17 protein-coding genes and 1 tRNA gene are annotated in these 19,793 nt (G+C 64.9%); 7 read left to right on the top strand and 11 right to left on the bottom strand.

What is annotated here, in order from left to right; genetic code table 11:
* Positions 1 to 78: 78 nt before the first annotated feature.
* Positions 79 to 1,530, top strand: a complete 1,452-nt coding sequence (locus ACZ5IK_RS09230) for an amidase (protein ID WP_465487276.1) — start codon at positions 79 to 81, stop codon at positions 1,528 to 1,530.
* Positions 1,531 to 1,700: 170 nt separating this feature from the next.
* Here ACZ5IK_RS09230 and ACZ5IK_RS09235 read toward each other — a convergent pair whose 3' ends face one another.
* From ACZ5IK_RS09235 to ACZ5IK_RS09255, 5 genes are all read right to left on the bottom strand, one after another.
* Positions 1,701 to 2,201 (bottom strand): hypothetical protein, encoded by a 501-nt coding sequence (locus ACZ5IK_RS09235; RefSeq protein ID WP_465487277.1) that lies wholly within the window; start codon positions 2,199 to 2,201, stop codon positions 1,701 to 1,703.
* Positions 2,202 to 3,135: 934 nt separating this feature from the next.
* Positions 3,136 to 3,978: a hypothetical protein gene (locus tag ACZ5IK_RS09240; RefSeq protein WP_465487278.1), complete on the bottom strand. Its 843-nt coding sequence runs from the start codon at positions 3,976 to 3,978 to the stop codon at positions 3,136 to 3,138.
* A gap of 67 nt (positions 3,979 to 4,045) precedes the next feature.
* On the bottom strand, positions 4,046 to 6,214 hold the full coding sequence (locus tag ACZ5IK_RS09245) for a hypothetical protein (protein WP_465487279.1): 2,169 nt from the start codon (positions 6,212 to 6,214) through the stop codon (positions 4,046 to 4,048).
* 395 nt (positions 6,215 to 6,609) lie between these two features.
* Positions 6,610 to 7,164 (bottom strand): NUDIX domain-containing protein, encoded by a 555-nt coding sequence (locus tag ACZ5IK_RS09250; RefSeq protein WP_465487280.1) that lies wholly within the window; start codon positions 7,162 to 7,164, stop codon positions 6,610 to 6,612.
* Complete coding sequence (locus ACZ5IK_RS09255) at positions 7,161 to 8,546, bottom strand: helix-turn-helix domain-containing protein (RefSeq protein ID WP_465487281.1); 1,386 nt, start codon at positions 8,544 to 8,546, stop codon at positions 7,161 to 7,163. Before ACZ5IK_RS09255 ends, ACZ5IK_RS09250 begins: the two co-directional genes overlap by 4 nt.
* Before the next feature lie 534 nt (positions 8,547 to 9,080).
* Between ACZ5IK_RS09255 and ACZ5IK_RS09260 the strand changes: the two genes are divergently transcribed.
* The 3 genes from ACZ5IK_RS09260 to ACZ5IK_RS09270 are packed head-to-tail and all read left to right on the top strand — an operon-like array spanning position 9,081 to position 10,188.
* Entirely contained in the window at positions 9,081 to 9,485 is a 405-nt protein-coding gene (locus ACZ5IK_RS09260) for a recombinase family protein (protein WP_465487282.1), read from the top strand.
* The gene (locus tag ACZ5IK_RS09265; RefSeq protein ID WP_465487283.1) at positions 9,482 to 9,769 is read left to right on the top strand and encodes a hypothetical protein; all 288 of its coding nucleotides are present in this window, start codon (positions 9,482 to 9,484) and stop codon (positions 9,767 to 9,769) included. The genes ACZ5IK_RS09260 and ACZ5IK_RS09265 overlap by 4 nt, the downstream gene beginning before the upstream one ends.
* Positions 9,766 to 10,188, top strand: a complete 423-nt coding sequence (locus tag ACZ5IK_RS09270; protein WP_465487284.1) for a hypothetical protein — start codon at positions 9,766 to 9,768, stop codon at positions 10,186 to 10,188. The genes ACZ5IK_RS09265 and ACZ5IK_RS09270 overlap by 4 nt, the downstream gene beginning before the upstream one ends.
* A gap of 189 nt (positions 10,189 to 10,377) precedes the next feature.
* On the opposite strand, the gene ACZ5IK_RS09275 is transcribed toward ACZ5IK_RS09270, so the two are convergent.
* The 4 genes from ACZ5IK_RS09275 to ACZ5IK_RS09290 form a co-directional block, all read right to left on the bottom strand.
* The gene (locus tag ACZ5IK_RS09275) at positions 10,378 to 10,908 is read right to left on the bottom strand and encodes a hypothetical protein (RefSeq protein WP_465487285.1); all 531 of its coding nucleotides are present in this window, start codon (positions 10,906 to 10,908) and stop codon (positions 10,378 to 10,380) included.
* A gap of 76 nt (positions 10,909 to 10,984) precedes the next feature.
* Positions 10,985 to 11,059 (bottom strand) — tRNA-Val (locus tag ACZ5IK_RS09280).
* Between the two features lie 39 nt (positions 11,060 to 11,098).
* Positions 11,099 to 11,560 (bottom strand): peroxiredoxin, encoded by a 462-nt coding sequence (locus tag ACZ5IK_RS09285; RefSeq protein WP_101609554.1) that lies wholly within the window; start codon positions 11,558 to 11,560, stop codon positions 11,099 to 11,101.
* 77 nt (positions 11,561 to 11,637) lie between these two features.
* The gene (locus ACZ5IK_RS09290) at positions 11,638 to 12,069 is read right to left on the bottom strand and encodes a DUF3052 domain-containing protein (protein ID WP_034311133.1); all 432 of its coding nucleotides are present in this window, start codon (positions 12,067 to 12,069) and stop codon (positions 11,638 to 11,640) included.
* A gap of 401 nt (positions 12,070 to 12,470) precedes the next feature.
* On the opposite strand from ACZ5IK_RS09290, the gene aceE reads away from it, so the two are divergent.
* On the top strand, positions 12,471 to 15,266 hold the full coding sequence (gene aceE / locus ACZ5IK_RS09295; RefSeq protein WP_465487286.1) for a pyruvate dehydrogenase (acetyl-transferring), homodimeric type: 2,796 nt from the start codon (positions 12,471 to 12,473) through the stop codon (positions 15,264 to 15,266).
* Positions 15,267 to 15,392: 126 nt separating this feature from the next.
* Positions 15,393 to 16,604, top strand: a complete 1,212-nt coding sequence (locus tag ACZ5IK_RS09300) for an alpha-hydroxy acid oxidase (RefSeq protein ID WP_465487287.1) — start codon at positions 15,393 to 15,395, stop codon at positions 16,602 to 16,604.
* On the opposite strand, the gene ACZ5IK_RS09305 is transcribed toward ACZ5IK_RS09300, so the two are convergent.
* Positions 16,576 to 17,220, bottom strand: coding sequence for a nicotinamide mononucleotide transporter family protein (locus ACZ5IK_RS09305; protein WP_465487643.1), 645 nt, complete (start codon positions 17,218 to 17,220; stop codon positions 16,576 to 16,578). The genes ACZ5IK_RS09300 and ACZ5IK_RS09305 overlap by 29 nt on opposite strands.
* 237 nt (positions 17,221 to 17,457) lie before the next feature.
* Complete coding sequence (locus ACZ5IK_RS09310; protein WP_101609558.1) at positions 17,458 to 18,195, bottom strand: mechanosensitive ion channel family protein; 738 nt, start codon at positions 18,193 to 18,195, stop codon at positions 17,458 to 17,460.
* A 341-nt stretch (positions 18,196 to 18,536) separates the two neighbouring features.
* Here ACZ5IK_RS09310 and ACZ5IK_RS09315 point away from each other — a divergent pair, with 341 nt between their 5' ends.
* Positions 18,537 to 19,751 (top strand): PucR family transcriptional regulator, encoded by a 1,215-nt coding sequence (locus ACZ5IK_RS09315; RefSeq protein ID WP_465487288.1) that lies wholly within the window; start codon positions 18,537 to 18,539, stop codon positions 19,749 to 19,751.
* The last annotated feature ends 42 nt before the right edge of the window (positions 19,752 to 19,793 follow it).

Genomic DNA, 19,793 nt, shown 5'->3' on the forward strand with positions numbered 1-19,793 from the left:
CGGGTTTTCGGTGGGCGTGGCCGTTTGCGCGAAACGGCATTTTATGACCTGCTCAAGGTGCCCGTACGGTCGATTTTCATGGAGTGGAACTTTCACACGGCCGAAGAACTCGCGGCCGCTTTGCGTGCCGGTGACGTGACTTCGGCGGAGCTGACCGACGACGCGATCGCCCGTATCGAGCGCGACGACAAGACGATCAACGCGATCTGTGTACCGGACTTCGACCGTGCGCGGGCCGCCGCGCGAGATGCCGACGAAGCGCTCGCCCGCGGCGAAGACCGGCCGCTGCTCGGCATCCCGGTGACGGTCAAGGAGTCCTACGACATGGCCGGGCTGCCCACGACCTGGGGCATGCCGCCGCACCGGGATTACGTGCCCGCCGAGGACGCGGTCCAGGTGTCGCGGCTCAAGGCCGCGGGCGCGGTGGTGCTGGGCAAGACCAACGTGCCGTTGGGGCTGCAGGACATCCAGAGCTTCAACGAGATCTACGGCACCACCAACAATCCGTGGGACCACGAGCGCACGCCGGGTGGTTCCTCCGGCGGATCGGCGGCGGCCCTGGCGTCCGGATTCGGCGCGCTGTCCCTCGGCTCCGACCTCGCCGGTTCACTGCGCACCCCCGCGCATTTCTGCGGCATCTACGCGCACAAGCCGACCCTTGGGCTGGCGGCGACCCGCGGCATGGTCGCGCCGCCGTCACCTCCCCTGCCGATCGAACTCGACCTCGCCGTCGTCGGGCCGATGGCGCGCTCCGCCCGCGACCTCACGCTCCTGCTCGACGTGATGACCGGAACGGATCCGCTGACGCTCGGCAAGGCACACCACGTGACGCTGCCACCCGCGCGCCACGAGCGGCTCCGCGACTTCCGGGTCTTGATCATCGAGGAGCATCCGTTCATCCCGACCGGGTCCGCGGTGCGGGCGGGCGTGAACCGGGTGGCCGACGCGCTCGCCGACGGCGGTGCCCGCGTCGAACGGCACACCCCGCTGCTGCCCGATCTGACCGAAGCCGCGACGCTCTACACGCAGTTGATGTTCTCGAGCTCCGTCGCACGGTTCCCCGTCGACGGGTACGAGCAGCTGCAGGCCCGCGCCGCCGAACTGAGCGCGGACGACCAGAGCCTCGACGCGACGCGGCTGCGCGCCATGGTGTTCACCCACCGCGACTGGATGGAGGCGAACACCCGCCGCGAGCTCCACCGTCACGGCTGGCGGCGGTTCTTCGCCGAATTCGACGCCGTGGTGTGCCCGATCACGCCCACTCCCGCGTTCCCGCACGATCACAATCCGGATCCGCTGGCACGCCGGATCGACATCGACGGCGTCGAGTACCCGTACTTCGACCAGCTCGTCATGGCCGGTGTGGCCACCATGCCCGGCCTACCGGCCACTGCCATCCCGGCGGGCCGGTCTCCCGAGGGCCTGCCGGTGGGCGTGCAGCTCATCGGCCCGATGTTCGAGGACCGCACCCCGCTGCGGCTGGCCGAACTCCTGGAGCAGGAGATCGGCGGTTTCCAGGCACCGAGGTAGCAATTGAGTGTGGTGGGGTCTGCGGCTCTACGCGACACCGGACCTCTACCGCCGACTGTGTGGATTTTGGTGCGTTGGATGACCAGAAATCCACACAGTCTCGCGTGACTGGACCGGTCACCCCCAGCGACAAGGAACGGCTACCCCGGCGAAGCCGGCAGCAGAAAGACCTACCGGTTGCCCGGCAACCACTTTCGCCAGCCTTTGTCCTTGGCCCCAGAATTCTGGGGTGGGCTCACTGGCTGATTACCAGCGCCGGCCACCTCGGCCGGATTCGGGCTCGGATCGTTCTGGCCGACTGGCGGTACGGTCGGGAACACTGCAGGATTCGCCTCCTTGGCCTTGACCAGCAAGCCAGGTTCCGAAGAACTGTCGAGGACGCCAGCGAGTTGCCCTTGCGCCGTTTCGGCCTCAACGCGAGCCGCTTTGGCGGCGTCCTGGGCTTCGTGTCGGCCAGCGGAGCCGAACCAGTAGCCGAGAGCAGTGGTCAGCAACGGCGTGACCACCAACAGGACATCCTTGGAGCGCTCGAATACATCCAGGACCGATCCATCGGCGGCCTTGGTTATGGGAATGTCGAGCGTGAGGGCGACCACGACCAACCAGCCCGTCATGATGGCGAGCAGGATACCTGTGAACCATGCACGCACCTTGGTGCCGACGTCCGTCATGCCGCTCTCCGTTCCTGCAAGCTCCCTGTTGCTCAAACACCTCGACAACGATGCCTACAGGTCGACACGCTGTCGCTTGCTGTTACGAGGGATGGCCGCTCGTGGCTAGAACGTCACCTAGCTGCCGGACGACGTTTGACGACGCCAGAGGCGGCTTACACAAAGAAACCCCGACCGGCGAAAGATTCACCGATCAGGGCTTCGATAAGCGCGGTTGGTGGGCGGAGTTGAGGTCTTTACACACCCGTCTCATCAAGTTCAACGGTTGCTGAAAATGGCTGCGGCCTGGCCCGACCTACCAAGCCTCTCCCCTGCTGAGCCGGTCAAGCACCGCAGCGCCCGCCAGTTACGCCCTGATGCGGTGGATGCGCTGGTTGACGGTTACCGCTCAGGGGCTACAGTCCTCCAGCTTGCTGCCACATTCGGAGTAGCTCGCTGCACCGTTGGCCGCCACCTTGAGCTTCGAAGTATAGACACACGACAGCTCCGGCTCACAGTCAAGATGATCTCGGAGGCTGGTCAGCTCTACCGCGACGGCGCGACTCTTGAGCATCTCGCCAGACGGTACGGAGTCAGTGACACCACGATCCGGGTACATCTACTGCGAGCAGGCATCCAGCTACGACCGGGCGGGCGACGTTCAGCCGCACGGTCTACGCACTAGCCGCACGATTCGGTGAAAGCTGGGCGCCGTTCGTAACCACCTTCGGTATCGGGGGCATCAATCCTAAATCTCCAGACTTTCATCCGGACGACGTACCCGAGGTCGGCAGGCCTTATCGATCAGGCTAGTCGCTAGCTCGGGTTGCCGAAAAGTTCGACACGACGGCGACCATCGTGCAGCGACAACTCATGGAAGTTGGCATCCGGATGCGAGACACAAACGAGCGCGAACGCTGAATCTTCCACAAAGGAACCTTCACCTAAGACCAAGCTAATCCGCACTGGATCGCAGCACTCCTGTGTAGTAGAGATCCAACAGTGAGTAGTTCGTTTCTATCTGTTCTAGAATAATTTTGACGCTTGACTGGGGCATTGGCGACTCGTGCAAGATCTCTGCGAGTACTTGTCTCATGCCCTGAGCGTCAGCAACACCAAGACCCCACTGGCGTTCAAGGAGTCGCCAAAACCGAAGAATGGATCCCTCGCGAGTCGCACATACGGCCATCAGCATATCTTCTGAAAACTTATGCACTTTGGAGTTGTAGAATGCGAACGATCCATTCTCGGAAAGGTTTAAGGGAGGGAATGTATCAACCAAGTATGCCAACCCATTTCTTGGATGGACAATAATATTGCTTGGCTTAAGGTCGATACCATAGGGCATCGCGGATAACCTTGTTGTCTTATTAGCGACTATCGAAGATGGTTGACAGACAACCGAGGAAAGGGTGCCAACGATCTGCAGTAACGCTTTACGAACCCTAGAGTCCCTGAAGCTAAGTGTCGCAATATCACCACCAGGTACATATTGATCGGTAATCCATACTTCGACAGCTTCACCATTGCCGACGATTGCCGTTTCAGCCACTGCGGGAATATTCCAGCCGCCAAGACTGAGTTCATCTCGGTAGATACCCAGGTTGACCACAGCGACTTGAGCCTCATGAATAGTAAGACCCCGCCCGAGGGCAGCTCGCTTAAGAACTTGCGCACTATCGCGCCGCCCACGGACGGACACGACAGACTGGCTGCCCTGTCGGTCAGCAGGAAGTTCGGCAAAGCCATCCGGTCGTTGAAAGCCAGAACCTTCAGGAGGCACACTTACGCCCTTCATGCATTAATGCAAATATAGTTAAGTGATCATATCTTATCACCCTCTCTAACTAGGCTTGTGATCCGGGTCACTTAACCTCTGATACATTGACTTCGCCTATGTGCCGCAAGGCGAAGCTTATTATGTCGGACATCACGTGCGTTGTCAGCATTCGAAATCTCTCACTGGCGATATTCTTTGTAGCGGCAAGTACGATCAGTTCTTCTTCGACCTGCAAGACTGCAACGTTGGGCCAGCCAGCCTGAGCAAGGCCAGCGCGCACCAACGCAAGACGCCCCCTTTGCGTCGTGTGCCCCTGATACATGACGATCAAATCGGAACGTTTTGCGCATAGCTGGACTAAAGAAGGATGTTCGGCCGCCCCAAATAGTAGGTCTAAAAGCTCAGCGTGCGGCGGATCGAGTCCGATTACATCAAATTTCTGCTCTATCAAGGGATTTGAATCTTTTAGTACTGCACGAGCATCGGTCTGCAGCCACAAACCATCACCTCCATCTGGGGCAACTTGCACAGCCCCTGCAGCAACATAGAGATCAACAGATATCACTGAATGACTATGTTTTGAAAGCAATCTATTTGCTACACCGCTCCCTGAAAAAAGGTCGAGAACCATTGCTCCAGGGGTCCCATCCTTGATCGCCGTCGCAGCAGCGTGCAGTGTCATTGCATGCGCAACGGAGGGCCCGATGGTTTCCGACTCATTAAAACAGACAAGCGAGTTCATTCCGCAATAGTTGAGAAACTTTCCGATTACCGAGTCTCCGGAAACGTAACCATTATCCGCGTGAAGTGTCCCCATTCGCGGTGCAGAAAGTGCAGCCCGCACAGCAGCCATATACTCGCCACTGTCGTGACCAGGAACTGGAGGGCGTATATCGACTCGAAGGCGGCGCGGAATACTCTGATTGCCCAACCACGGCAAACGTCTCTTCCCAAGTCCGGTCACGGCACCTTCAAGGAGCATTTCAGCCTTCTGAAGGTTATACCCCCCATCTCGGAATAGGAAGGCTGTAGCTTCAGCGCTATGCACTTGCACTGGTACCGTCAGGGTTTTACGCTTCTCGTTCGTACGGCTACTAGTATGTATCAGCTCATAAAGATCCGTGGCGACGACTTCGATCTTTGGCTGCGAATTATCTGTGTACGACCCACGCAGGTCGACTGCCGAAAAAACGCCGTTTGCTAGGTCGGCTAGATCTCGTGCGAGCCCCGCAGTGAGGTAGCGGCCACCCGTTTGTGCGGCCGCGAGCGTTCTTGCCAGAGTTTTTAGCTTACGCCCCCACGTTCGTCTAAACCCTGCACTGTCATCAATCTTGAAGTACACCGCATCTTGGGTGCCGTAGTGCTTACCTGCTATGACGGGAGGCACTTCGGACGAGTAACGATTCTCAATCAGCCAACGAAGAGATGGAAGAGCCGCCTCAAGATCACGTCGATATAGCAAAACACGATCGTCGCCTAACCAAACCAAAAAGACCGTCGAGGATGGAGGGTTCTCCACGTCACAGATTCCCTCAAGAATTTCAATTTCCTGAGTTGTGCGGCTACCAAGGATCTTGATCTCGACCGTTACGTCCTCGCCATCGTAGTTCTCGAGGTACTCAACCCCCTCGGAAATATTCATCAAAGAAGATTCGCTCGTTGCCGTATCGACTACCTGTTCCAGCGGCTGACTTTCAAGAAGGAGGCGCCAGTGGATTTCTGGATCAGAGTCAATCCACTTCTTTAACGATCTCGTATCGTCAAGGTCAGAGCTGGAGTGATTGGCGGGTATCGCCCTAGCTGAAACGAGAGAATAGCGCAGGAGCAACTTCTCATGAGCCTGGAGATCCACCCCTAGCGGGCCATAGACGATATCGTCCGGTGGTATCAGAATCCTAATCTCGGGAAGTGTTTGATCATTAAGGTGCTCATGGTATCCGTCTGGCCAGCGGTGCGACCAAATTTCAACTTCGGCATACTTATCCAGCAAGAGCCGCAGCTTTCTTACACATAGCGCGGGGTCCAGATCATAGAAAGTTAAGCCGAAGATCACTATTCTTGCTTCGCCAGCCCCCGGCCTTTGGAGGATTGTCTCGATATGGTCATGCCAAAAAGAGGTAGCACTTCGCCCGGCTCCCAGCGACTCAAGTGTGACAGCCTGTTTCGATCGGCGCAGCAAGCGCGCTAGCACCGTTGCTCCGAGCCCACCCGGTAGACGGCCATCGTGAACGATTAACGTCTCCAAGATTGTCATGTCACCTCACGAAGCCGTTGGATGAGGGCTTTGGTGCCCTCGCCTCCTCGCGCCGAGTTGGCCATGCTCTGATTTTGTCTAACCCAGCTATGTAAGCACTCGGGATCGAGGCGGGCAATCGTTACGGCGTGTAGTGGTTTGTTACCACTCGTCTACCTGGGCGCGATCTGTTCAGTCTGATGCCCGACCTGACCACATCTACGCAGCTGCGAACTCAACTCGAAAAGAACGAGTCGTACACCGGTACATCGTCCAACGGCTCAGCGTCACCCGAGGCGTTGCTAGCCCATGACGATATGTCGCATCCGCGCCACGTGCGTCAGGGCACCTGCCATGTTGAGGCGTCAGCTGATCACTTCGACGCTTATGCTGAGGTGGACTGCCACCTCCTTGAGTTAGGCTCCGCGCCCAAACTCCCCGTACAACGCATCACCATCGATCAGCGCACGGTGGGCCAGCTCAACCCGCCGAGCCATGGACGGCCGCAGCCGCAGCTTGGCGGCGTCGAGCTCCAGGAACTCGAAGCGGCTGAGTTCGTCCGCCGCCGGCTGGATGTGCTTGATCTGCTCTTCGCTGAGCTCGCCGCCGTCGAAGATGAGCTGAAGACTGTCGCGCCACACTCCGTGCGTCGGCATCCAATCCACGAGCAGCAGCCGCCCCACGGTCAGGTCAATGCCGAGTTCTTCACGGACCTCACGGCGGCAGGCGGCCAGCGGCGATTCCTCATCTTCGGTCAGGCCGCCGGGGATTTCGAGAAACGGCTTGTAGGTCGGCGATACGAACAGCACCCGTCCAGCTTCGTCGCGAATCAGTGCGCCAGCGGCCACGTTCTTGCGGGGCAGCCGTTCGGCGATGCCGGGGTTGAACTCGGCTTCCGGCTCACCCTCGTCCCGCAGGTCATGCGCGAACACCACACGGTCGCCGCAGTGGTTGGGCTGCTCTTCGCTCACGGTGCCTCGCTTGGTAGGAGCGCGGCCACCTTGTCTGTCAGCTCCCGCACCGGACGCAGCTGTCGATGCCCGTCGAGACGAGCCAGCAGGTCACGAACGATTTGGTGCGAGCGCTTCGACTTGGCGGCCGCAGCGGCTTCGGCCGCCATGGTGCCATAGTGCACAGACCGCTCCACGTCTTGCTCCAACAGTGCTGCTTTGGCCAGCTGGCCGGCTGCGAAGACTTGCCGTCGGACCTGCTGACGCGTGTTGCCCCACAACACATCCAGGTACGGTGCAGCAGCTGCGAGATCGCCGAGATCAAGCCACGTGGTGCTGGCGAAGCTGGCAAACACGGCGTCGTCCCAATGAGCCATCCAGTAGGGCGTCTCGTCCGCCGGACGGTGCCGGTGGTACGAGACTTCAGCCCGACGAAGAGCGTCGGTGCTGCCGCTGTGATCGCCGAGCGCGGCGCTGGCCGTGGCTTCGAGCATGGCCGCCTCCGTCGTGACGGCCGCCAGCGAACCGGACTGCGCGCTCTGCTGCGCTGCCTGAGCCAGCGTCAAGGCCTGATCGGGCCGATCGAGGTAGAGAGCTTGGTGGCTCATGGTGGCGAGCACAAATGAGCCGTACGTCGGGTTGTCGGCTTCCTTGGCCAAACGAAGCGCTTGGACGAAGTAGTGCTGAGCCAGCCCGTGCAGCTGGGCGTCGTAGGCCATGTAGCCAATGACTTCACACAACACGGCCGCGGCCTGGAACAACTCGCGACGCACGGAGGCCGAAGCTGGGCTGCGCAGGAGCGGCAGCACACGGCCAGTGAGGTACTTGACGGCCAGGCCGCGGCTGTAGTCGCCGCCGAACTGGCGGTCCAGGTTGTCCAGCGTCTTGGTGGTGGTGACAATCTCGTCGATGTCGCGCACTGTCGCCGGGCGGCCGGAGGGCAACACGTCATTGCGGGCTGCGCCCACCAACCACGACAGGATGGCTCCGGCGGGGAGGTCGTCGGCGAATGTGCTCGCCGTGGGGCTGACGAAGCCGCTGTCGTCCGCCTGCGCAATGGCGGCGAGGTTGGTGAGGGCGTCGTCAAGCGACGCTGAATAGGTCGGAGTCACGTTCGACGTGGACGGCGGGCTGCTGGTTTGCGCCGTGACCACCACCGCGCGCGGTTTCCGGGACGCAGGCGGCGACTCGGCCGAACCCTCGCGTAGCAACGTCTCCAGCCGTGCACCCGAGATGCGCAGCAGCCGCGCCAACTTCGGTCGCTTGTACGGCAAGGGCTCGGTTGTGCCGCTCTCCCAGCGATTCACCGTGCTGGGGTCCACGTTCAGGGCATAGGCGAGCGTCTCTTGGGTGTACCCGGCGGCCTTACGGGTCCGGGCCAGACCAACACGCTTGATTGCCATGGGTGTCCTAACCGGTACGTATCGTAGCGACGCCACATTACCGCAGGTCAGACCCCGGTATGCAAGGTTCCCGAACAAGATCTGCGGGATTCGCGCCATGGTCCGGCGGTATCCGCCCGGCAAAGGTCATCTACGGCATCCCGGCGGTCGGTTGACACATCTTCGCCTCTCCCCGGCCCGGACGGCTCCCGCATGCAATACCGCTGTTCGTGGTCATTCGTCCCGGCCGCTGGGTGTGTCGTCCACCCGCTCCGACAAGGACGAAGAGGACAGGCACATGACCGGACGGACACTCACCACCGCTCAGTTGGTTGTCCCAGCCAGCTGGCAGCGCGGCCGCAACGGCCTGACTGTGGTGCCGCAGCCACGGGTACCGCAACCGGCGCAGCTGTACGCCTTAATCGTTCTGTATCTCCAGCTGCACGCCCCGCCGCCGGAGGCCAGTTCGTTGTCCGGTCGCTGCGTCAGCTGCGACCAGCCGTGGCCGTGCCGCTCGGCCCGCTTGGCGTACCGCCTGCGGGAGGGGTTCTAGCCATGAGGCCAGAGTTTCCCGAACTCCGGCGGCTGGCCTCGCAGCTCCAGGAGCGCGCGGCGGCGGCTCCGGCGACGAAACCGGTGCTGGTGTACGGCTATGTGCGGACGGCTCGACCCGAACCGGGATACGCCGACGCGTGCGGCGATCTGCTCCGCTGGTGGGCGGCGACTCGCAGCTGGCAGCTCGGCGCGGTCTTCCGCGATGTCGGGCCCTGCGCCCACCAGCTGATTCGACCCGGCTTCACCGGATTGCTCGACGTGCTTCAATTCCCGGAGGCCGCTTTGGCCCTGGTGGTGGAGAAGCGGCATCTGTCGCGCCAGCCCGAGGAGATCAAGCAGCTGGCAGCGGCCATCCGCCGCACCGGCTCCTCCCTGCGCGTCCTGACAGATGAGGTCCGCCGGTGAACCGCCAGACCGCCGAACTCGTCCGGGCCCTGACCGGCGTGACCAAGCACGTCCCCCAGGTGACGACCGAGCTGCTCGCGGGCACCTTGTCGCCGGACCGACAGCGCCAGTTTGCCGGACTACTGACGGGACTGGCCGAACTGCTTGAAAGCCACGCGGATCACCAGGAGAGCGGTGTCATCCCGGCGTCCTCCGGTCTTCAGCTACCAGCCCAGCTGGACACCCCGCCGGCGCCCGCGGAGGGGCCGGACCTGTTCGAGCCGCCCGACCAACCGGGGCCATGACCTGGTGGGGCGTCTACGCCCTCGTCATCTTGTCGCTGCCGGTGGGGCTGGTCATCCGGTGGGTGGTGGCGGACCTGCTGCGAACCCGGCGGCGGGCTCGCATCGGGACCCAGCAGGGCGGCGACCCGTGGCACGTCAACGCCATTGTCGCGCGGGTTCGCCAGGAACGCGCCGACGAGCAGGCGGCCGAAGCACCCACGGAAGTTCTGCCGGTGGTCTCGCCCGAGGACGTGCCGACGCAGCGGCTGCCGCCGGTGGCGTTGCCGAAGCGCCAGCCCCGCCCCGCGCCGCGAACGCCGACGCCCTCCCCTCGGCAGCCTTTGCCCCCGCCAGATCCCGCACTGATGCGGCGGGTGCTTAAGGCGTTGGAGGCGTTGCCTGACGACCCACTCAACAGCCCTCACCGAGAAGAACGGTAAATGTCCAGTCCCATCATCGGCCGCGGAGCCCACCGCTCCACCCTCCCTGAGGTGATTGCCCACCTCATCAGGCGTGAGCTGACCAACGAAAGCTCACCGTGGCACGCGGCTCTTCCCACCGCCCAGCAGTTGGCCAAGCGCTATCGGACATCGCCGGGCACCGAAATCCGGTCTGGGGTGCGCCGCGAACTAGCCCAGCGACAGGTGGAGGCCACGCAAAACGCGACCCGAGCAGCGAAGCGCAGGACCCGGCTCACCGACGAACGCCAAAAACTCCTCCAGGCCCACTACGCCGGGGCCGTACCGCAAGATCTGCTCGGTTCGGAGATGAACCGGCTCACCCGCGCACTGGCCGAAGCTGAAGTTGAGATCAAAGCCGCGAGTGCCACTTCCGCCGACGTGGAGACCACGTTGTCCGCCGCGCTGATCGCAGCGGGCCACTGCCACCGCGCCTACGCCACGGCGCCACCCGCCATCCGGCGCCAGATCAATCAAGGCTTCTTCGTGAAGCTGCTGATCGGCCGAGATGGAACCGTGAAACAGGCCGAGCTGACAGAGCCGTTCGCGGTCCTGCTCGCCCCCGGCCAATCGGCCACCCGAGATCGCGGGGGCGACGCGACAGGGGACGCCACGACGGGCCAGGATCGCGCCGTGGCCCGCACCAACGCGATGGCCCAGATAGCAGCCGGGATGTTTGGCGAATTGTGTGATGCCCATCACGACGTGACAGAAAGCAAAAACGACGTCACACAAGGTGACGTCGTTTTGTTTGCTAACGGTGTGAATAAGACCTATATGGTGGGCGCAGTAGGGATCGAACCTACGACCGCTCGGGTGTAAACCGAGTGCTCTCCCGCTGAGCTATGCGCCCGGAAGGTGACACCCGCGCACGGGTGCCACCGGTGAAGACTCAGGCCAGGGCGGCCACGGCCTTCTTCCACGCCTGCTGGTCGCGCGCCTCGCCGGGCTGGTTGACCTCGGCGAACCGCACGACGCCGTCCTTGTCGATCAGGAAGGTGCCGCGGGTGGCCAGGCCGGCCGCCTCGTTGAAGACGCCGTAGGCCTTCGCGACCTCACCGTGCGGCCAGAAGTCCGAGAGCAGCGGGAACTGGTAGCCCTCCTGCTCGGCCCACGCCTTGAGCGAGAACGGGGTGTCCACGGACACACCGATGACCTGGACACCTTCGCCGTCGTAGTCCGCGAACTCGTCGCGGAGCTGGCACAGCTCGCCGGTGCAGATACCGCTGAACGCGAACGGGTAGAACACCAGCAGGACCGGCTTGTCACCCTGGAAGGACGACAGCTTCACGGCCTGCTTGTTGTAGTCGTTGAGCGTGAAGTCCGGGGCTTGCGATCCGACCTCGACGGCCATACCGGCGGTTTCCTCTCAAAGAGCGAACAGGGGCCTGCGACGACAACCCTATCGTGTCGATCGCGCGGCTCCGGAGGTCACCGCTTGGTCTTGGACGACTTCGGCGATACCAGCCGGGTGCCTGCCCACTTCGGGCCCGCACTGATGTTGGCCGTCTGCGCCAACCCGACCTGCGGCACCGCTTCGGCGATCTCGCTCGGCTCGACGTGCCCTGGCTGTCCCGTCTTCGGGGTCAGTACCCAGATCACACCGTTCTCGTTCAAGGGGGTCCGGACCTCGATCAGCGTGTCTCCGAGATCACCGTCGTCCTCGCGCCACCAAAGCAGCACAACGTCGATGACCTCGTCGGCGTCCTCGTCGAGGATGTCGCCGCCGATCTGCTCCTCGATCGCCGCTCGGAGGTCGTCGTCGACGTCCTCGTCCCAGCCGATCTCTTGGACCACCATGTCCGGCTTGATCCCAAGCCTTTCGGCGACGCTGCTCTGATCAGCGTCTCCCGCGGCGACCACTGCTGTCACTCCTCCAACTACGACGGAGCGTGGTGTCGCCTCGGCCGGATCGACCGGGCGGGCACCACACTCGGGTACACGATGCCCGTTAGCGAACACTGGTGAGGCGCTGCGCGCAACCGTCCACACCGGATCTTGAACAACTCGTGTCGCAGCGTACGGACATTCGGCCCACTCGTGGGTGGTCAATTCAGGCGCACTTGGGCACCGCCGAACACCCTGCTTTAGGGTGGGAGAGAAAACGCGCGCGCGAGTACAGGCGCGCGCGAGACGTGTCGCGATCGGGTACGCGAACGTTACCGATCAGTAGCGGTGACGCGAACGGAACCGGAGGACGACGATGGAAGGCGACACGTCCGCGTACGAGCAGAACCAGCTACCACCTTTCGCAAGGAGACCCCTTGGCCCCGCAGAACGACGGCGCCTCCGGCAAGGAGACCCCGGCACGCGTCCGCGTCATCCGTGACGGACTGGCGGCGCACCTGCCCGACATCGACCCGGAGGAGACTGCCGAATGGCTGGATTCCTTCGACGAGGCGCTGGCCAGGGGTGGTCAGCAGCGCGCCCGGTACCTGATGCTGCGCATCCTCGAGCGGGCCAGGGAACGCCACGTCGGCGTTCCGGCGCTGACGTCGACGGACTACGTCAACACCATCCCCACCGAGAACGAACCCTGGTTCCCCGGTGACGAGGAGATCGAGCGCCGCTACCGCGCCTACATCCGGTGGAACGCCGCGATCATGGTGCACCGCGCGCAGCGTCCCGGCGTCGGTGTCGGCGGTCACATCTCGACCTACGGCTCGTCCGCGGCGCTGTACGAAGTGGGCTTCAACCACTTCTTCCGCGGCAAGGACCACTCCAGCGGTGGCGACCAGATCTTCATCCAGGGTCACGCCTCCCCCGGCATCTACGCTCGCGCGTTCCTCGAGGGCAGGCTGACCGAGAACCAGCTGGACGGGTTCCGCCAGGAGTTCTCGCACGCGGGCGAGGGCGGCGGCCTGCCGTCGTACCCGCACCCGCGGCTGATGCCGGAGTTCTGGGAGAACCCGACCGTGTCCATGGGCCTCGGCCCGATGAACGCGATCTACCAGGCGCGGTTCAACCGCTACCTGCGCGATCGCGGCATCAAGGACACCGGCGACCAGCACGTCTGGGCGTTCCTCGGCGACGGCGAGATGGACGAGCCGGAATCGCGCGGCCTCATCCACGTGGCCGCGAGCGAGGGCCTCGACAACCTGACCTTCGTGATCAACTGCAACCTGCAGCGGCTCGACGGCCCGGTGCGCGGGAACGGCAAGATCATCCAGGAGCTGGAGTCGTACTTCCGCGGCGCCGGCTGGAACGTCATCAAGGTCATCTGGGGCCGCGAGTGGGACTCGCTGCTGCACGCGGACCGCGACGGCGCCCTGGTCAACCTCATGAATACCACGCCGGACGGCGACTTCCAGACCTACAAGGCCAACGACGGCGCCTTCGTCCGCGAGCACTTCTTCGGCCGCGACCCGCGGACCAAGGAACTGGTCAAGGACCTCACCGACGCCGACGTCTGGAACCTCAAGCGCGGCGGCCACGACTACCGCAAGGTCTACGCGGCCTACAAGTCGTCGCTGGAGCACCACGGCCAGCCGACGGTGATCCTGGCCCACACCATCAAGGGATACGGCCTCGGGCCGTCCTTCGAGGGCCGCAACGCCACGCACCAGATGAAGAAGCTCACCCTCGACGACCTCAAGCTGTTCCGGGACGCCCAGCGCATCCCGATCAGCGACGAGGAACTCGAGCGCGACCCGAAGCTGCCGCCGTACTACCACCCCGGCAAGGACTCGGCGGAGATCGAGTACATGATCGGCCGCCGCAAGGCGCTCGGCGGCTTCCTGCCGGAGCGCCGCCCGAAGGCCTCCAAGGCGCTCGTGCTGCCCGGCGACAAGGTCTACGAAGGCATCCGGAAGGGCTCGGGCAAGCAGGAGGTCGCCACCACGATGGCGTTCGTCCGGCTCGTCCGCGAGCTGGCGAAGGACTCCGAGATCGGCAAGCGGATCGTCCCGATCATCCCGGACGAGGCGCGCACCTTCGGCCTCGACTCGATGTTCCCGACGGCCAAGATCTACAACCCGCACGGCCAGACGTACACGTCGGTCGACGCGAGCCTGATGCTGGCCTACAAGGAGTCCGAAAAGGGCGTCATCCTGCACGAGGGCATCAACGAGGCGGGCTCCACCGCGTCGTTCACCGCCGTCGGCACCTCGTACGCCACGCACGGCGAGCCGATGATCCCGATCTACATCTTCTACTCGATGTTCGGGTTCCAGCGGACCGGTGACGGCCTCTACGCGGCGGCGGACCAGATGGCCCGCGGGTTCGTGCTCGGCGCCACCGCCGGCCGCACCACGCTGACCGGTGAGGGCCTGCAGCACGCGGACGGGCACTCGCTGCTGCTCGCGGCGACCAACCCGGCCGTCGTGGCCTACGACGCGGCGTGGTCGTTCGAGATCGCCCACATCGTGCGGGACGGGCTGCGCCGGATGTACGGCGAGACCGGGCCGGACGGCAACGGCGAGAACATCTTCTACTACATGACGATCTACAACGAGCCGTACCAGCATCCGGCCGAGCCTGAGAACCTCGACGTCGACGGCCTGCTCAAGGGTTTGTACCGCTACGCCGACGCCCCGTCGGGCGACGGCCCGGAGGCGCAGATCCTGGTGTCCGGTGTCACCATGCCGGACGCGCTGCGGGCGCAGCAGATGCTGGCCGAGGAGTGGGGCGTACGCGCGGCCGTGTGGTCGGCGACGTCGTGGACCGAGCTGCGGCGCGAAGCCGTCGAGGTCGACCACGACAACCTGCTCCACGCGGGCGACACCCCGCGTGTGCCGTACATCACGCAGAAGCTGTCCGGCGCGAGCGGACCGGTCGTCGCGGTTTCGGACTGGATGCGCGCCGTCCCGGACCTGATCCGCCCGTGGGTGCCGAACGACATGCTGACGCTGGGCACCGACGGGTTCGGGTTCTCCGACACCCGCCCCGCCGCCCGGCGGAAGTTCCTGGTCGACGCGCAGTCGATCGTGGTCGGCACGCTGAGCGCGCTCGCCAAGCGCGGCGAGGTCGACCAGGCGAAGGTGGCCGAGGCGGCGCGCAAGTACCGCCTCGACGACGTCACCGCCGCGGGACCGCAGTTGTCGGACTCCGGTAGCGCGTAGCGACGCTATGAAAGGCCCGTTACTTGCAAATTTTGCAAGTAACGGGCCTTTCATTGCATCCGGCACCGACCGGTCTAGAGTGAGACATCGGATGTTTCCGGGGGCGAATCGAGAAGGTGAGCGAGTGTGACGAAGCGTCGACTGCCGAAGCCGAGTGAGCTGAAGCAGATCCTGCGGCCGAAGCCGATCGTGCTCAATCCGACCGAGCGACGGCTGGCGGGCGCGCACACGATCGCCGACCTGCGGATGCTCGCCCGCAAGCGGACGCCCCGGGCGGCGTTCGACTACACCGACGGCGCCGCGGAGCTGGAAGACAGCCTGCGCCGCGCCCGGCAAGCCTTCCGCAGCGTGGAATTCCACCCGAACGTCCTGCGCGGGGTGTCCGATGTGGACACGAGCAAGGAGATCCTCGGCAAGCGTTCGGCGCTGCCTTTCGCGTTCGCGCCGACCGGGTTCACGCGGATGATGAACCACGAGGGCGAGTCCGCGGTAGGCCGGGTCGCGCAGCGCAACGGGATCCCGATGGGGCTGTCGACGATGGCGACGACGTCGATCGAAGACCTCGCGGCGGCCGCGCCGGAGGCTCGCAAGTGGTTCCAGCTCTACGTCTGGCGCGACCACAAGGCGGGCGAAGATCTGATGAATCGCGCCTGGGCCGCCGGGTTCGACACGCTCATGCTGACGGTGGACACCCCGGTCGCGGGCGCGCGGCTGCGCGACGTCCGCAACGGGCTGACCATCCCGCCCGCGCTCACCCTCAAGACGTTCGTCGACGGCGCGATGCATCCGGCGTGGTGGTTCAACCTGCTGACCACCGAGCCGCTGACCTTCGCGTCGTTGAGCCACTTCGACGGCACGGTCGCCGAACTGCTCAACCAGCTCTTCGACCCGACCTTGAACTTCGACGACCTCGACCGGGTCCGCCAAACCTGGCCCGGCAAGCTCGTGGTCAAGGGGATCCAGAACGTCGACGACGCGCGGGACGTGGTCAAGCACGGCGCCGACGCGGTGCTGCTGTCCAACCACGGCGGGCGCCAGCTCGACCGCGCGCCGACGCCGATCGAACTGCTGCCCGCGGTGCTCGACGAGATCCAGGGCGACGCCGAGGTGTGGGTCGACACCGGCATCCTCTCCGGCGGCGACATCGTGGCCGCGATCGCGCGCGGAGCCGACGCGGTGCTCATCGGGCGCGCGTTCCTGTACGGCCTGATGGCCGGGGGCGAGCGCGGCGTTCAGCGGTGCGTGGACATCCTGCGCGCCGAGATGGTCAGGACCATGCAGCTGCTGGGCGTCCGCACCCTCGCCGACCTCAAGCCTTCACACGCGACGGTGCGCTGACCACCTCGGTGCGGACCTGCTTCGCCGTCCGGTTCCAGCTCCACCAGCCGTGGACGACCAGCCCGGCGAACACGATGTAGACCGCGGCGGAGAAGTACAGGCCCGACGAGAGCTGCAGCGGCACGCCGATCGCGTCGACGACCAGCCACACCAGCCAGAACTCGACGAGACCAGCCCCCTGCGCGGCGAAGGCGACCAGCGTGCCGACGAAGATCGCGGCGTCCGGCCAGGGCGCCCACGAGGCGTTCAGCGCGTCCAGGACCAGAGCCATCGCGGTGGTGCCGATCGCGAACGCGCCGAGCATCGCCAGGCGCTCGCCGAGGCGGCCCTTGCGGACGACGACGCCGTAGACCGGGTCGCTGCGGCGGGACCAGGCCCACCAGCCGTAGATCGAGATGGCGAGGATCGCGACCTGCCTGGTGGCGAGCCCGCCGAGGTGCGCGGAGAGGTAGACGGAGAACAACAGCACGGTGGCGCCGACCTGGACCGGCCAGGTCCACAACGTGCGGCGTTGTGCCAGGAAGACCACGGCCAGCGCGAAGATCTGCCCCGCCAGTTCGGCGAAGGAGATCCACTGTCCGAGCACCGTGACACCGTTGTGCAGCAGGAAGTCCACGTCCTCGCCCCTCTCCGTCTCCCGCTCCAACATGCTCCGCCGCGGCACCATTCCCTAGAGAGTGTGAGGTGCGGAACAGGGGACGGGCTCGAGAGCCGCTGAGGTGGAGTAGCCGAAGGGGACTTTGCCCGCGTGAGATGTGACGAAAGGGCCCTTCGCCGCGTGTTATGCGGCGAAGGGCCCCTTCAGCTCCACGCGGGCCCGGTGCCTTCCTCGATCACCGGGCCCCCGGGATGATCAGGAATCTACGCGACCGATCCCGACGGGCGAAGTCGGCGGCTCCGAACGGACCTCTTGCTTGCCGTTTCCGGCCTCCAGCTGGCCCTGCAGGTTGGCCAGCCAGCCCTGCCAGCGGTCCTGCGCCGGCTTGATCAGGCCACCGCCGAAGCCGACGACGATCACCCCGCCGATGGTGGCCAGCACGGCGACCAGGATCGGTCCGGTGACCGCGGTCGCGATGTTCACCTGGCCGAGCGCGGCGATGATGCCGAACGCCATGATCAGCCAGTAGGCGACCGTGCCGAGCAGCCGTCCCGCGGGCCGCGTGGACAGCGCGCCGGTCACCAGGTCGCGGACGACCTTCGCGATGGCGGCCGCGACGATCACCAGCACCAGGGCCACCAGGATGCGCGGCAGGAACGCGATGATCTCGTTGAGCAGCGCGCTGACCGGATTGGTCTCACCGAATACGCCGAACGCGAGTTGCAGCGCGATCAGGAGAATGAAGTAGTACACGAGTTTGACAAGGATCCCGCCCGCGTCGACATTCGCTTGTTTGAGCGTTCCGGTGAGGCCGGTCTTCTCGATGAGCTTGCCGAAACCGATCTTCGACAGAACCAGTCCCAATGCCTTTGACACGGCCTTCGCGATCAACCAGCCGATGAGCAGGATGATCAGGAATCCGACCAGTTTCGGCACGAAGGTGGCGACAAGGTTCCATGCTTGCCCCAGACCGTCTTTCAGCTGCTCGCCCACGGCGAACTCCCTCCTCGGCGCATCCGCGCCGAACCCGGCGCGGCTTGCGAGGGATCGTTGATCACGGGCACCTGACCGGCAACTCGGCACCCCACGATCGAGTGAGTGAACTAGCGGGAAAAGATCCACAAGTCGCATACTTGTTCTACCGGTGGGGACCGGGGAGACGAGGCCGCTCGGCGCGGCGTAAAACGCAAGCGCCGGGCGGCCTCGAGTTTTATGCAAACACCTTTCACCATTCATCGCCGCGTATCACGCGACGTCTGTCCACTTCGGACGCGAAGCCGGTAGTACCGCAGGACGAGGGCCACCTCGGCCGGGCGGACTAGGATCGGCTGACCATGGCTGATGCGACTTCCGGACGGCATGTCCCCAAGCACCACGGGCTGTCCGCCAAGACCCTCCGGCGGCTCGAGCACGCCTCCGGCCGGCTCGCGAGCGCGAGCGTGGCGGTGATGGAGGAGCGGCTGAGCTGGTTCGCCCGCCTCCCCGCCGACCAGCGCGCGAGCGTCCTGCTGATCACCCAGGCGGGTGCCGCCGGTTTCGTCGACTGGCTCCGAGACACGAAGGAAGCCCTCTCACTCACCACCGAAGCGTTCCGCGACGCGCCTGCCGAACTGTCCCGCTGGGTGAGCCTGCGGCAGGCCGTCGGCATGGTGCGGCTGGCGATCGAGGTGTTCGAGGAGCAGCTGCCGGAGTTCGCCGCGAACGAGGCGGAACGCGCCGCGCTGATCGAGGGGATCCTGCGCTACGGCAGGGAGATCGCGTTCGCCGCCGCCAACTCCTACGCGGCCGCCGCCGAGGCGCGCGGCGCCTGGGACGCGAGGCTGGAAGCGCTGGTCGTCGACGGCATCGTCCGCGGCGACGCCGAGGAGGCGGTGCTCTCCCGCGCCGCCGCGCTCGGCTGGGATCCGGCCGCGCCCGCCACCGCGCTGGTCGGCACCCCGACGTCGGACGATCCGCCCGCCGTGGTGTTCGAGGTGCGCAGCCGTGCCGCCAGGGTCGGGCGTCCCGTCCTGCTCTCGGTGCAGGGCTCCCGCCTGGTCGTGGTCGTCGCGGGCCCCACCGACGGCAGCGTCAAGGACCGCGAAATCCTCACCAAGCTGTCCGTCGCCTTCGCCGAGGGCCCGGTCGTCGCCGGGCCGACGGTGCCCACCCTCGCCGAGGCGCACCACAGCGCGACCGAAGCGCTCTCCGGCCTGCGCGCCGTCGTCGGCTGGCCCGGCGCGCCACGGCCCGCGAGATCGATCGACCTGCTGCCGGAACGCGCGTTGTCCGGCGACCCCGAGGCGGAACGCCTGCTCGTCGAGCAGATCGCCCGGCCGCTGGAGGAGGCGGGCCCGGCACTGCTGCGGACGGTGGAGACCTACCTCGACAGCGGCGGCGTCCTGGAGACCTGCGCGCGGACGCTGTTCGTGCATCCGAACACCGTCCGGTACCGGCTGCGGAAGGCGGCCGAACTCACCGGCCGCCACGCCGCCGAATCACGCGACGCGTGGGTGCTGAAGGTGGCACTGACGGTCGGACGGCTGGCCCGCGCCCGCGGCCTCTGGTAAACCCGTTGGTAACTCTGCGCAGTGATGGACCTCATAGGGAAA

This window comes from Amycolatopsis sp. NPDC031561 (genome assembly GCF_055580625.1).

What these genes read in the sequence shown, in the direction of transcription:
- ACZ5IK_RS09255 (WP_465487281.1), bottom strand. Translation starts at nt 8,546, where the DNA reads ATGGCAATCAAGCGTGTTGGTCTGGCCCGGACCCGTAAGGCCGCCGGG.
- ACZ5IK_RS09235 (WP_465487277.1), bottom strand. Translation starts at nt 2,201, where the DNA reads ATGACGGACGTCGGCACCAAGGTGCGTGCATGGTTCACAGGTATCCTG.
- ACZ5IK_RS09260 (WP_465487282.1), top strand. Translation starts at nt 9,081, where the DNA reads ATGAGGCCAGAGTTTCCCGAACTCCGGCGGCTGGCCTCGCAGCTCCAG.
- ACZ5IK_RS09315 (WP_465487288.1), top strand. Translation starts at nt 18,537, where the DNA reads ATGGCTGATGCGACTTCCGGACGGCATGTCCCCAAGCACCACGGGCTG.
- ACZ5IK_RS09230 (WP_465487276.1), top strand. Translation starts at nt 79, where the DNA reads ATGGAGTGGAACTTTCACACGGCCGAAGAACTCGCGGCCGCTTTGCGT.
- ACZ5IK_RS09245 (WP_465487279.1), bottom strand. Translation starts at nt 6,214, where the DNA reads ATGACAATCTTGGAGACGTTAATCGTTCACGATGGCCGTCTACCGGGT.
- ACZ5IK_RS09240 (WP_465487278.1), bottom strand. Translation starts at nt 3,978, where the DNA reads ATGAAGGGCGTAAGTGTGCCTCCTGAAGGTTCTGGCTTTCAACGACCG.
- ACZ5IK_RS09270 (WP_465487284.1), top strand. Translation starts at nt 9,766, where the DNA reads ATGACCTGGTGGGGCGTCTACGCCCTCGTCATCTTGTCGCTGCCGGTG.
- ACZ5IK_RS09285 (WP_101609554.1), bottom strand. Translation starts at nt 11,560, where the DNA reads ATGGCCGTCGAGGTCGGATCGCAAGCCCCGGACTTCACGCTCAACGAC.